Annotated in this window: 10 protein-coding genes; 9 read left to right on the forward strand and 1 reads right to left on the reverse strand. The window is 71.8% G+C overall.

Features of this window, described 5'->3' with window-relative positions; all coding sequences use genetic code 11:
- Positions 1-79 precede the first annotated feature (79 nt).
- Positions 80-1,246 (reverse strand): xylose isomerase, encoded by a 1,167-nt coding sequence (xylA, locus tag N8I86_RS06420; protein ID WP_123438700.1) that lies wholly within the window; start codon positions 1,244-1,246, stop codon positions 80-82.
- Between the two features lie 120 nt (positions 1,247-1,366).
- Here xylA and xylB point away from each other — a divergent pair, with 120 nt between their 5' ends.
- From xylB to N8I86_RS06465, 9 genes are all read left to right on the forward strand, one after another.
- On the forward strand, positions 1,367-2,848 hold the full coding sequence (gene xylB, locus N8I86_RS06425; protein ID WP_263277340.1) for a xylulokinase: 1,482 nt from the start codon (positions 1,367-1,369) through the stop codon (positions 2,846-2,848).
- 7 nt (positions 2,849-2,855) lie between these two features.
- Positions 2,856-4,067 carry an ROK family transcriptional regulator gene (locus tag N8I86_RS06430; RefSeq protein ID WP_263277341.1) on the forward strand — a complete coding sequence of 404 codons (1,212 nt, stop codon included), beginning with the start codon at positions 2,856-2,858 and terminating at the stop codon, positions 4,065-4,067.
- A gap of 932 nt (positions 4,068-4,999) precedes the next feature.
- Entirely contained in the window at positions 5,000-5,605 is a 606-nt protein-coding gene (locus N8I86_RS06435) for an N-acetylmuramoyl-L-alanine amidase (protein WP_123438697.1), read from the forward strand.
- Between the two features lie 89 nt (positions 5,606-5,694).
- Positions 5,695-7,002, forward strand: a complete 1,308-nt coding sequence (locus tag N8I86_RS06440) for a GAF domain-containing protein (RefSeq protein WP_073894953.1) — start codon at positions 5,695-5,697, stop codon at positions 7,000-7,002.
- Between the two features lie 56 nt (positions 7,003-7,058).
- Complete coding sequence (gene adh / locus N8I86_RS06445) at positions 7,059-8,582, forward strand: aldehyde dehydrogenase (protein ID WP_263277342.1); 1,524 nt, start codon at positions 7,059-7,061, stop codon at positions 8,580-8,582.
- Positions 8,583-8,769: 187 nt separating this feature from the next.
- On the forward strand, positions 8,770-9,522 hold the full coding sequence (locus N8I86_RS06450; RefSeq protein ID WP_317633595.1) for an ABC transporter ATP-binding protein: 753 nt from the start codon (positions 8,770-8,772) through the stop codon (positions 9,520-9,522).
- Positions 9,523-9,545: 23 nt separating this feature from the next.
- Positions 9,546-10,988, forward strand: a complete 1,443-nt coding sequence (locus tag N8I86_RS06455; protein ID WP_263277343.1) for a methyltransferase domain-containing protein — start codon at positions 9,546-9,548, stop codon at positions 10,986-10,988.
- Positions 10,985-13,183, forward strand: a complete 2,199-nt coding sequence (locus N8I86_RS06460; RefSeq protein ID WP_263277344.1) for a TraM recognition domain-containing protein — start codon at positions 10,985-10,987, stop codon at positions 13,181-13,183. Before N8I86_RS06455 ends, N8I86_RS06460 begins: the two co-directional genes overlap by 4 nt.
- Positions 13,180-13,638: an XF1762 family protein gene (locus N8I86_RS06465; RefSeq protein ID WP_079060030.1), complete on the forward strand. Its 459-nt coding sequence runs from the start codon at positions 13,180-13,182 to the stop codon at positions 13,636-13,638. The genes N8I86_RS06460 and N8I86_RS06465 overlap by 4 nt, the downstream gene beginning before the upstream one ends.
- Positions 13,639-13,668: the final 30 nt, after the last annotated feature.

Raw genomic sequence — 13,668 nt, forward strand, 5'->3', positions numbered from 1 at the left:
GGGCGAGCGGCGGACCGAAGGGGCGGGGAGAGCGGCACAGGTGTGCCGCTCTCCCCGCCCCTTCACGCGCGCGTGGTGATCAGCCGCGCGCGCCGAGCAGGTGGTCCATCGCGAGCTGGTCGAGGCGCTCGAAGGCCATGCCCCGCGCCGCGGCCGCCTCGACGTCGAAGTCCTCGAAGGCCGCGCGGTCGGCGAGCAGGGACTGCAGGCCGTCGGCGGCGGTCGGCTGGGCGAGTTCGTCCAGGCGCGCGGCACGCAGCGCCTCCTGCACCTCGGGGTCGGCGCGGAAGGCGGCCGCGCGCTCCTTGAGGATCAGGTAATTGCGCATGCAGCCCGCCGCCGAGGCCCACACGCCGTCGAAGTCCTCGGTCCGCGGCGGCTTGAAGTCGAAGTGGCGGGGCCCCGCGTAGCCGGCACTCTCCAGGAGGTCGACGAGCCAGAAGGCGGCGCGCAGGTCGCCGGCGCCGAAGCGCAGGTCCTGGTCGTACTTGATGCCGGACTGGCCGTTGAGGTCGATGTGGAAGAGCTTGCCCGCCCACAGGGCCTGCGCGATGCCGTGCGGGAAGTTCAGGCCGGCCATCTGCTCGTGGCCGACCTCCGGGTTGACGCCGTACAGCTCGGGGCGCTCCAGGCGCTCGATGAAGGCCAGGGCGTGGCCGACGGTGGGCAGCAGGATGTCGCCGCGCGGCTCGTTCGGCTTCGGCTCGATGGCGAAGCGGAGGTCGTAGCCCTGGTCGGTGACGTACTCGCCGAGGAGGTCGAAGGCCTCCTTCATGCGGTCCAGGGCCGCACGCACGTCCTTGGCCGCGCCCGACTCGGCACCCTCGCGGCCGCCCCACGCGACGTAGGTGCTCGCGCCCAGCTCGGCGGCCAGGTCGATGTTGCGGATCGTCTTGCGCAGGGCGTACCGGCGCACGTCACGGTCGTTGGCGGTGAACGCGCCGTCCTTGAAGACCGGGTGCGTGAACAGGTTGGTGGTGGCCATCGGGACGGTCATGCCGGTCGCGTCCAGGGCCTGCCGGAACCGCTTGACGTGCGACTCGCGCTCGGCCTCGGAGGAGCCGAAGGGGATCAGGTCGTCGTCGTGGAAGGTGACCCCGTGGGCGCCCAGCTCCGCCAGGCGCCGCACCGTCTCGACCGGGTCCAGGGCGCGGCGGGTGGCGTCGCCGAACGGGTCCCTCCCCTGCCAGCCGACGGTCCACAGACCGAAGGTGAACCTGTCCTCGGGGGTGGGCTGATAGCTCATCGCCTCGGCTCCTTGCTGCTAGAACTATTTCGTCATGGCCGTTTACAAATTAGTATGCGGGCGCAGTGCGGGAAGACACAAGATGCGTATCCCCGCAGAGCCGCGAAAGAGGAGAGCCCGATGTCAGCAGCCGAGGGTCCGCTCGTCGTCGGCGTGGACACATCCACCCAGTCCACGAAGGCGCTGGTCGTCGACGCGGCCACCGGGCAGGTGGTGGCGAGCGGCCAGGCGCCGCACACCGTGTCCTCAGGCGCCGGCCGGGAGAGCGATCCGCGCCAGTGGTGGGACGCCCTCCGCGAGGCGTTGCACCAGTGCGGCGAAGCGGCGCACGAGGCGGCGGCCGTGTCCGTCGGCGGCCAGCAGCACGGCCTGGTCACCCTCGACGAGCACGGCGACCCGGTGCGTCCGGCGCTGCTGTGGAACGACGTCCGCTCGGCGCCGCAGGCCCGCCGTCTGGTGGACGAGCTGGGCGGGCCGAAGGCCTGGGCCGAGCGCACCGGCAGCGTGCCGGGAGCGTCGTTCACGGTCACGAAGTGGGCCTGGCTGGCCGAACACGAGCCGGAGGCGGTGCGCGCGACGAGGGCGGTACGACTCCCCCACGACTATCTGACCGAGCGCCTGACCGGGCTGGGCACCACCGACCGCGGTGACGTCTCCGGCACCGGGTGGTGGGCGTCGGGCACGGAGGAGTACGACGAGGAGACCCTCGCCCATGTGGGTCTGGACCCGGCGCTGCTGCCGCGTGTGGTGCGTCCGGGCGAGGTGGTCGGCACCGTGCGCGACACTCATGACCTGCCGTTCTCCAAGGGCACGCTGGTGGCTCCCGGCACCGGCGACAACGCCGCCGCGGCACTGGGTCTCGGTCTGCGCCCCGGGACGGCGGTGCTCAGTCTCGGTACGTCCGGCACGGTGTACGCGGTCTCCCGGCACCGTCCGGGCGACCCGACCGGGACGGTGGCCGGATTCGCCGACGCGCGCGGGGACTGGCTGCCGCTGGCCTGCACGCTGAACTGCACGCTCGCCGTGGACCGCGTCGCGGCGCTGCTGGGGCTGGACCGGGAGGCCGTGGAGCCGGGGGGTTCGGTGACCCTGCTGCCGTACCTGGACGGCGAGCGCACCCCGAACCTGCCGCACGCCTCAGGCCTGCTGCACGGGCTGCGCCACGACACGAGCGCCGGTCACCTGCTGCAGGCCGCGTACGACGGCGCGGTGCACGCGCTGCTCGGGGCCCTGGACCTGGTTCTCGACGCGGACGCCGACCGCGGCACCCCGCTGCTGCTGATCGGCGGCGGTGCCCGGGGCACGGCCTGGCAGCAGACCGTACGCCGCCTGTCGGGGCGGCCCGTGCAGGTCCCGGAGGCCAGGGAACTGGTCGCCTTGGGGGCCGCGGCACAGGCGGCCGGCCTGCTCACCGGGGAGGACCCGGCGGCCGTGGCCCGCCGGTGGAACACGGCCGCCGGACCGGTCCTGGAGGCGGTGGAGCAGGACGCGGAGACGCTGGAGCGGATCACGGGGGTACTCTCCGACGCATCCCCGCTGCTAGAGCGGGGGACCGAAGCCCGGCCCCGCACACGGGGGCGAGCGGCAGACATCGAGGATTGACGCAGGCATGACCGCACCGCCGCATGAGGGCCGCCCCGCGGGCACCGGCCGTGCCCTGCCGGACACGCAGCAGGGGATGCGCCGGCGCAACCTCGCCCGGGTGATGCACGCCGTCAGCGCCCAGGGACCGCTGTCGCGGGCGGCGGTCGCCTCGCACATCGGCCTGACCAGGGCGGCGGTGTCGACCCTCGTGGACGACCTGATCCGCTGGGGGCTGCTGGAGGAACTGGGGCCGGAACGCCCTGGCCGGGTGGGCCGGCCCGGTTCGGCACTCGCGGTGAGCGGCCGGGGTCCGGCCGGGATCGGGGCGGAGATAGGCGTCGATCACCTGGCGGTGTGCGCGGTGGACCTGCGTGGCACGGTCCGCGCGCGGGGCGTGCGGTACGGCGCCAACCGGGGCCGTCGGCCTGGTCCGGTGATCGAGGAGTTGACGGACCTGGTCCGCGAGGTGGTCGCGGACGCCGAGCAGGAGGACCTGCGGCCCGCCGGGCTCGCCGTCGCCGTCCCCGGGCTGGTGGCGCGGGACGGACGGACGGTGGTGCGCGCCCCGAACCTGGACTGGCACGACACGGACCTCGGCGCCCTGATGTCCGAGGCGGGACCACTGACCGTCGACAACGAGGCGAACTTCGGCGCCCTCGCCGAACTCTGGCTCGGCGACGGCGTCGCCTCCCGGGACTTCCTGCACGTGTCGGCCGAGATCGGCATCGGCGCCGCCGTGGTCCTGGACGGGGGTTTGCTGCGCGGCTCCCGGGGGTTCGCGGGCGAGCTGGGCCATGTGCCCGTACGGCCGGACGGGCCGGCCTGCCCCTGCGGAGGCCGCGGCTGCCTGGAGCAGTACGCGGGCGAGGAGGCCGTGCTGCGCGCGGCCGGACTGGAACCGGGCGAGGACCTGGTCGGGCTGCTCGCGGAGCGGGCCGCGGAGGGCGACGAGCGTGTACGGGAGGCCCTGCGGGACGCCGGAACGGCACTCGGCGTGGCCCTGACCGGGGCGGTGAATCTGCTCGACCCCGAGACGGTGGTCCTGGGTGGCGCCCTGGCCGGTCTCTCACCATGGCTGCTGCCGTCGCTGGAGAGCGAGCTGGCCGACCGCACGGCGGGCCCCGCCTGCCCCGTGGCCGTGTCCCGGCTGGGCTCGGAGGGTCCGCTGCTGGGCGCCGCGCACTCCGTCGTCCGGGCGGTACTGGACGACCCGGCCGCGGTGGCGGAGCGGTCCTGAGGCCGATCGCCTGAGGACCGCGAGGCGCGCGGCCCTGTCCGCGGCGCCCTTCGCCACCCCCCTCTGCGGGTGCCCGCCGTGGCGTCGGTGGCCGGGCTGCTGTGTGACGCTGACCGACGCCTGACGAAACGTCACCTTGTGCGATGACACTTCATCAGTGACCCCATTGACGGCTCCGGTTGACCCGAACGGGTGGCCGAGTTGTCCACAGGTGGCGCGTTGTCCACGGAACCGCGCCGCCTTCTTCTGCCCAACCGAGCGGCGCCGTACCGTGATTCGCACGAGGCGCACCTGCCGGGCCGTCACAGCCGCGGGTCGCTCGCGGACACCGAGAGGGAATCACCGGCGAACGGACCACGGCGCGCGCACACGGAATCGGGGGACACATGTACGGAAAGACGACCGGGACACTGCGGCGCGAAGCCTTGCGCCCGGACCACTTCCTGGCACTTCGCGCGTCGCACGAGGTGAACCGGCGGGGAGCCGCCCGGACCCTTCCGGCCGGGTTTGCACGCCCGTCGGCGCACGTGTTCCGCATAGCGCGGGCCGCCGCGGTGGGGTGACCGACGCGACGGCACGGCACGGACTCCGTGAGCCGGGGGTATGTCGATGCGCGGCACGAGCACTGCGCGGCTGACACCTCCACGCCACCACGCGAAGGCCTTCGACCACCCGTACTCCCTTGATCATGCGAGGCAGTCCACGGACGGCCCATCGGTCGCAGTGCCTGGACGCCCCCCCTTGCCCCCGGCAGCCCTCCTCTCGGCCGTCCTCCGGCAGCTCTCCCCTCTCGGCACTCCCCCGGCAGCACTCCCCCCTGGCACTTCCTCGGCAGAACGCCCGAACAGCACCCGTGCCCGTCCGCAGCACTCCCGGAGCACCGGCGGCCCCCACCTCTCGCCGGCCCATCCCGACTTCGAAAGGCCCCCACCATGGACATGGAGCGACCGAATCGGCATCTGAGCAGGCGGCGGTTCCTCAAAGGCGCGGCGCTGTCCGCCGTCCCCTACGCACTGCTCCCCGACCCACGTGCCGGCGCGCAGACCCAGGTCGTGGACTACCCGTCAGCCGAGTGGCACGCGGCCAGCACCTCCAACTACACGCCGTCCGAGCGCCCCGGCAGTTACGCCATCGACCGCGTGGTCATCCACGTCACGCAGGAGACGTACGCAGACACTCTGTCGATCTTCCGGAACCCCCAGAAGAAGGTGTCCGCGCACTACCTGGTCCGGTCGTCGGACGGACACGTCGCGCAGTGCGTGCACGAGGCGGACGTCGCCTGGCACGCGGGCAACTGGGACTACAACACCCGCAGCATCGGCATCGAGCACGAGGGCTGGGTGGACCGGCCCGAGTACTTCACCGACACCCTCTACGCTCAGTCCGCCAAGCTCACCGCGGCGATCTGCGAGACGCACGGCATCCCCAAGGACAGGGAACACATCATCGGCCACTACCAGGTGCCGGGTACCGACCACACCGATCCCGGCCCCTTCTGGGACTGGGTGCGGTACATCAGAATGGTCAATTTCGCCTAGCGCACGTCCTGGCTGTTGTCCGCGCGAACACGGTGCGTGACGATGGTCCCAGCCGCAGTACCGCTCTTCGACCGTCCGGGGAGGCCGAGTTGACCGATGCGTGGGTGGCCCTGGAACCGGGGGCCGACCCCGCCGAGCGTGTCCGTGTGCTGCGCCGTGCGCACGAGACGTTCACCACGGCGGGCACGGTCGCGCGCCCGGTGCGGTCGGTGGTCGCGGAGTCCTGGCGGCGCAGCGCACGCGCCGGCGTCGGGCCGGACGGCGCGGCCAGCGTGGAGCTGACCGACGGGGACCTCGGCGCCTACCGGGCGGAGCATCCGCTGGCCCGGGTGATGCCCCTGTTCCGGGAGCTGCTGGGCACGTTCGCCGCGGACGGCGAGCATCTGCTGGCCGTGTGCGACGCGCACGGCAGGCTGCTGTGGGTAGAGGGGCACCGGGCGACCCGGCGCAGGGCGGACGGGATGAACTTCGTGCCGGGGGCACGCTGGTCCGAGACCGCGGTCGGCACCAACGCGCCGGGCACCGCGGTCGCCGTGGACCGGCCGGTACAGGTGTTCGCCGCGGAGCACTTCATACGCAGGGTGCAGCCGTGGACGTGCGCGGCGGCGCCGGTGCACGATCCGCGTACCGGCCGGGTGCTGGGCGCGGTGGACATCACCGGCGGGGACGGGCTCGCGCATCCGCACAGCCTCGGCTTCGTGCACGCGGTGGCCCGGGCCGCCGAGGCGCAGCTCGCGCTGCTGACGCCGCCGCGGCCCGCGGAGGACACGCCACTGCTCGGCGCGCTGGGGCGGGACGAGGCCGAACTGGTTCTGGACGGGCGGCGGATCAGACTGAGCCGCAGGCACAGCGAGATCCTCGTGCTGCTGTCCCGGCACCCGGAGGGGCTGAGCGGTGACGAGCTGCTCTGTGCCCTCTACGCGGACGAGTCGGTGACGCCGGTGACCATCCGTGCCGAACTGGCGAGGCTGCGCCGGCTGCTGGGCCCGGGTCTGCTCGCCTCGCGGCCGTACCGGCTCACGGCGGCGGTGGAGTCGGACGCCACCGCGGTGGAGCGGCGGCTGGGGGCGGGGGCGGTCACGGCGGCGGCGGAGGCGTACAGCGGTCCGCTACTGCCCGGCTCACAGGCCCCGGCGATCGTGCGGCTGCGGGACAGGCTCGCCGACGGGCTGCGCACGGCCCTGGTCGCGCACGGTGACCCGGACCTGCTGGCGGACTGGGCGCACGCGCCGTGGGGCGAGGACGACGTCGAGGTGTGGCGGGCGCTGGCCGCGGTGCGTCCCACGGCGCCGGTGCGGGCTCGGCTGGCCGCGCTGGAGAGGGAACTGAGGGCGCCGGCCGTCCGGGCGGCGGCTCGGGCCGGCGGCGCAACGTACTTGCAACGTCCCCCTGCCTAGCCTCGCGCCGAGAGCTGCCCAACGGCGGGCAGCGCGGCAAGGGGAGGCAGACCAGTATGACTCGTTACGCGGCGCCGGGCACCGAGGGCGCGATCGTCTCCTACCAGGCGCGCTACGACCACTTCATCGGCGGTGAGTACGTGCCGCCGGCGCGTGGGCAGTACTTCGAGAACCCGTCGCCGGTCAACGGGCAGCCGTTCACGGAGATCGCGCGCGGCACCGCGGAGGACGTCGAGCGGGCGCTGGACGCGGCGCACGAGGCCGCTCCCGGATGGGGCCGTACGTCGGTGACGGAGCGTTCCGACATCCTGCTGAAGATCGCCGACCGCATGGAGGCGAACCTGGAGCGCCTGGCGGTCGCCGAGAGCTGGGAGAACGGCAAGCCGGTGCGGGAGACGCTGGCGGCCGACATCCCGCTCGCGATCGACCACTTCCGCTACTTCGCGGGAGCGGTCCGGTCGCAGGAGGGCTCGCTCGGTGAGATCGACGACGACACCGTGGCGTACCACTTCCACGAGCCGCTGGGCGTGGTCGCGCAGATCATCCCGTGGAACTTCCCGATCCTGATGGCGACGTGGAAGCTCGCGCCGGCGCTGGCCGCGGGCAACGCGGTCGTCCTCAAGCCCGCCGAGCAGACCCCGGCCTCCATCCACTACTGGGTGAGCCTCATCGCCGATCTGCTGCCGCCGGGCGTGCTCAACATCGTCAACGGTTTCGGCGCGGAGGCGGGCAAGCCGCTGGCGTCCAGCCCGCGGGTCGCGAAGATCGCGTTCACCGGGGAGACCACGACCGGGCGGCTGATCATGCAGTACGCCTCGGAGAACATCAAGCCGGTCACGCTGGAGCTCGGCGGCAAGTCGCCGAACATCTTCTTCGACGACGTGTGGGCGCACGACGACGACTTCCGGGACAAGGCACTGGAAGGCTTCACGATGTTCGCGCTCAACCAGGGCGAGGTGTGCACCTGCCCGTCTCGGGCGCTGATCCAGCGTGGCCACTACTCGGAGTTCCTGGAGGCGGCGGTCGAACGGACCCGGCAGATCACGACGGGGCACCCGCTCGACACCGACACGATGATCGGCGCCCAGGCCTCCAACGACCAGCTGGAGAAGATCCTCTCCTACCTGGACATCGGCCGCCAGGAGGGCGCACGGGTGCTCACCGGCGGGGAGCGCATCGAGCACGACGGTGAACTGAAGGGCGGGTACTACGTCCAGCCGACCATTTTCGAGGGCGACAACCGTATGCGGGTGTTCCAGGAGGAGATCTTCGGCCCGGTCGTGTCGGTGGCCGCCTTCGACGACTTCGCCGACGCCATCAAGATCGCCAACGACACGCTGTACGGCCTCGGCGCGGGCGTGTGGACCCGGGACATCAACACCGCCTACCGCGCGGGTCGCTCGATCCAGGCGGGCCGCGTGTGGACCAACTGCTACCACGCGTACCCGGCGCACGCGGCCTTCGGTGGCTACAAGCAGTCCGGCATCGGCCGCGAGACCCACAAGATGATGCTGGACCACTACCAGCAGACGAAGAATCTGCTGGTGAGCTACTCGCCGAAGAAGCTGGGCTTCTTCTAGACACCTGAACATCAACCAGCTCCACGAGGAGAGCCTCTACGTCCGCGACCACGGCCGCTTCCTCGCCCAGGCCGCCCAGCGGACGCTGCCCGCCGGCGGTGCGCCCGTACCGGAACGCGTCAGGGAAATCGTTCTGGACCAGGTCACCTACCGCTACCCTGACCGGGACACCGCCGCCCTAGACAGCGTGTCACTGACCCTGCCTATGGGATCGGTCACCGCCGTGGTGGGTGAGAACGGCTCCGGCAAGAGCACCCTGATGAAGATCCTCTCGGGCATGCTGCTTCCCGAGGCCGGCACCCTGCGCTGGGGCGACGCGGACCTCACCGGTCTCGACCGCTCCCAGGTCTTCGAGCGCGTCTCCCTGCTCACCCAGGACTTCCAGCGCTGGCCCGTGACCGCCGCGATGAACATCCGCCTCGGCCGCCCCGACCACCCCGCTACAGACCAGGACCTCAAGCCCTCGGTCGACTACGCCGTTGCCGGCCCCGTCATCGCCAAACTCCCCGACGGCCTGCGCAGTCTGCTGGCCCGCATGTTCCGCGGCGCCATCGAACTGTCCGGCGGCGAATGGCAGAAAGTCGGCCTGGCCCGCACGCACTGGCGCAGTTCAACATCACAGGCAGACGGCGTCCTCATCGTCGACGAACCGACCTCCGCCCTTGACCCCGAAGCCGAAATCGAAGCCTTCGACCGCATCCGCCGCCTGGCCGCACCGAACCGAGCCGTCGTCCTGGTCACCCACCGCATGTCCGGCGTCCGCCACGCCGACCACATCTACGTCCTCAACAACGGACACCTCGCCGAGCACGGCACCCACGACGAACTCATCGCCGCCCGCGGTCGGTACGCCGCCATGTTCGACGCCCAGGCCGCCCAGTACGCCCCGACCGCGACCATCCCGAACCCTGCAACGCCCACCGTCTCGGACCAGGTATGACCCGCACGACCGAAAGGCCCGCCGTGACCACACGCCCCACCACGGACCTCGACGAAGCCACCGCTCTGCGCCACCAACTGGCCGACGAACTCGCCGCCGCCGGACACATCCGCACCCCCGCGGTCGACCGCGCCCTGCGCACCGTGCCCCGGCACGCCTTCGCCCCCGAAACGCCCCTCCATGCTGCGTACGCCAACGAGATCATCGCCACCCGCCACAGCGACGACGGCACCGTCATCAGCTCCATCTCCGCGCCCTGGCTGCAGGCCGACATGCTCGAAGCCGCCCGCATCCAGCCCGGCCACCACGCTTTGGAGATCGGCTCCGGCGGCTACAACGCTGCTCTCATCGCCGAACTCGCCGGCCCGACCGGCCACGTCACCACCCTCGACATCGACCCAGCCGTCACCGACCGGGCCACCCGCTTCCTGACCCAGGCCGGATACGGCCGCATCCGCGTGGTCACCGCGGACGCCGAGCACCTGCCTGCCGAGGTGGTGCCGGACGGCGGATTCGACGCCATCGTGGTCACCGTCGACACCTGGGATCTGCCCTGGATCGACGCCCTGGCCGAGGGCGGCCGTCTCGTCGCACCGGTGCGTCTGCACGGGTACCACTGGGCCATCAGCTTCACCAAGCACGACGGGGCCTTGCACAGCGACGAGCCGCTCATCGTCTGCGGCTTTGTCGCCATGCAGGGCGACGGCGCCTGGCACAGGAATCGCCGCACCGTCCCAGGCACCGGCGTCCACCTGTCCTGGGAAGACGGCAACCCGTTGCCCGTCGACGAACTCGCCCCAGCCCTCACCGAAACCCGCACCGACCCCGGCGCCGGCCCACACCGCCCAGCCGGCCGCCCGTCGCTGAACCGACAGGACCCCTTTCCCATTTCCGCCGATCACCGCGCACACCGCGCCCTTCTCCGTCACCTCGACCATTACGTGAGCGACAGCAAGAAGATCCACGACGCCTGGGACGCCTACTCCGACGAGCACACCGACCTCGACGGATGGCCCTACGACGACCACGCCTACGGAAGGCGCGCGAGCCAGCGCGACGCCGACACCGCCGAGGCATTCGAGCCGCTCCGGTACGGCGTCCGTCACCTGCTGGCCACGGCCGAAACGCAACTGGCCCACCTGCCGGAGACCAACGTGCAGAGCCGCTGGGTCTACCAGCTGGGCGTCCTGCGCGACGCACTCGACCGACTCGACGAACTGCACGAGCAATGGCTGGTCACCCGCGACGCCCTCCCCGCCACCGCCAAGCCCGGCACCCCGGACTTCGACGACGCACTCGCCGCACATCACGCCGAATCGTGGAGCTACCTCGACGACTGGGCCACCCACGGCAAGGCGCTCCGCGAGATCAACACGGCCGCCCGTAAAGCCCCTTCACCCCTGGCTCCCACACCGACACCGGCCCCGGCCACCGCGCCCGACCGGCGAGCTACGGCACGGAAGTGAGCACGCCCCCGACTCCCGAGACCGTCGAGGTCGACTTCATCACGCCGCGCCACCTGGTCGGCGGCGGTGCCCCCGCCTGGATCCCCGTCCCCCTGCACCGTGCCTGCGGCTGGAGCCACGGCAACGACCCCCTGATGCCCCGCGTCCTGCTCTCCAGCGCGAACAAGAAGGCCCTCCTGCGCCTGGAACCCGACCCCGACGGACAGTGGTGGACCCTCAACCATGCGGCGGAGGCGGACCGGCCCGCCTGGTACGCGAGTTTCGGCGCCCGCACCCCGGTCGAACTCATCGCCGCCTTCAGCGACGTCCCGCCGGCAACTCCAGCCCGCCGCGCCCGCCGCCGGCCAGGAACAGCCGCAGCCGCTGAATGCCCCGCCCCCGCCCGGAAGGCACGTAACTCTTTGCCCCCCACCTCCTCCAACAGTTCCACCGACGGGTACGACATCGTCCTGCGCCTCCTGATCGGAGTCGCAGCCGTCGTCGTCCCCCTGTCCCACCTCGCCTGGCTGTCCGGCAACATCACCGCCTACCTCACCGGAGGCGGCTGGGCGCCGTACCAGCCGACCACCGCCCTGCTCCACCCCCAGCGCCTCTGGCCCCACGCGGGAGAAACATCCCTGCTGATCGGGGCACGCATCGTTCCCGTTCTCCTCCTCCTGGCCATCGGGACAACAGCGGGCATCCTGTGGGCCCGGCACAAGAACCGCAGCGGCGGCCGGAAGAAGAAGATCACCGGCATGGCAAAGGCCCGGGACATCGAACCGCTGATGGCCAAGGCGATCACCGACAAGGCCCGTTCCCTGCGCCCGAGCCTGAAGGACGCCAAGCACATCGAGGCCCGGGACACCGGCATCCTCCTCGGCAACCTGCAGGGCACCAAGCAGGAGATCCGCATGGGCTACGAGGACGTGGCCGTCGCCATCATGGCGCCCCGCTCGGGCAAGACCACCTCGCTCGCGATCCCCTCCATCCTCGCCGCGCCCGGCCCGGTCCTGCTGACCTCGAACAAGGCCGCCGGCGATGCGTTCACCGCCACCTACGACGCCCGCGCCGCGGTGGGACGGGTGTGGTCGATGGACCCGCAGCAGATCGCGCACGCCGCACGCGAGATGTGGTGGAACCCCTTGGCGGACGCCAAAACGTTGGATGGCGCCGGGCGGCTGGCCGGCCACTTCCTCGCCGCCTCCGTGGACGCCTCCCAGCAGGGCGACTTCTGGTCCAAGGCCGGATCCAACATCCTCGCCCAGCTCTTCCTCGCCGCGGCCCTGGACGAGCGGCCGATCACCGACGTCATGCAGTGGCTGGCCTTCCCCGCCGACCGCACCCCGCTCGACATCCTCCGCGACCACGACTTCACCGCCGTCGCCGCCCAGCTCAAGGGCACCGTGGAAGGACCGCCGGAAACCCGGGACGGCATCTACGAGACCGCCCGCCAGTACGCCGCCGCGCTGCTCAACAGCGAGATCGCCGCCTGGGTCACCCCGCAGAAGAACGTCCCCGAGTTCAGGCCGTCCGAGTTCGTCACCTCCACCGACACCCTCTTCCTGCTCAGCAAGGACGGCGGAGGCGGAGCCTCGGCGCTGATCGCGGCGTGCGCCGACTCGGTGATGCGGGCCGCGACCGCCCAGGCCGAACACGCCGGAGGACGCCTCGACCCGCCCATGCTCGCGATCCTCGACGAGGCCGCCAACGTGTGCAAGATCTCGGACCTTCCGGACCTGTACTCGCACCTCGGGTCGCGCGGCATCATCCCGATCACGATCCTGCAGTCCTACCGCCAGGGCCAGAAGGTCTGGGGGGACGCCGGCATGGACGCCATGTGGTCCGCCTCTACCGTCAAGGTCATCGGCTTCGGTATCGACGACCCCGACTTCGCGGACAAGCTGTCCCGCCTGATCGGCGACCACGACGTCGAGACCACCTCGACCTCGCACTCCGAGTCCGGCAAGTCGACCTCGGTGTCGAGGCGACAGCAGCGGATCCTTCCCGCCGACGAGATCCGCGCCCTGCCCAAGGGCACGGCCCTCTGCTTCGCCACCGGTCTGCGCGCCGCCATGCTCGACCTGCGCCCGTGGTACCAAGAGCCCAGCGCGGCAGAACTGTCCGCGGCGTCCGACCGCGCATCCAAGGCGATCACCGCCCGGGCCATCGCCAAGCACGCACCGGTCCAGTCCGACTTCGGGCCCGCCGCGTGAGCGAATCGCGCCTGCACCTGGTGCCCGTCCGCTCTCGGGACGCCAAGGAGTTCGTCCGCCTCTGGCACCGGCACCACCCGCCGCCCGCCGGACAGATCTTCTCCCTCGGTGCCGCCGACGAGCCCAACATCCTGCGCGCCGTGGCCGTGGTCGGCCGCCCTGTCGCCCGCCACTTGGACGACGGCACCACCCTCGAAGTCACCCGCACCGCCAGTGACGGCACACGCAACGCCAACTCCCTGCTCTACGGAGCTGCTTGGAGAGCGGCCAAAGCGCTCGGATACCGGCGGCTGATCACCTATACGCAGGCAGGGGAGAGCGGAGCCTCGCTGCGCGGCGCGGGGTGGCGCGTCCTGGCCCACCGTCCTCCAAGGCCGGGCTGGCACACGCCGTCCCGGCCGCGGACGGACCGCGGAACCTCGCAGATCGCTCGCACACTGTGGCAAGCGCCCTGACAAGACACGCTCATCGGCACCTATGCATCC

Source organism: Streptomyces albidicamelliae, from assembly GCF_025642175.1.
GTDB classification, from domain to species: Bacteria; Actinomycetota; Actinomycetes; order Streptomycetales; family Streptomycetaceae; genus Streptomyces; species Streptomyces albidocamelliae.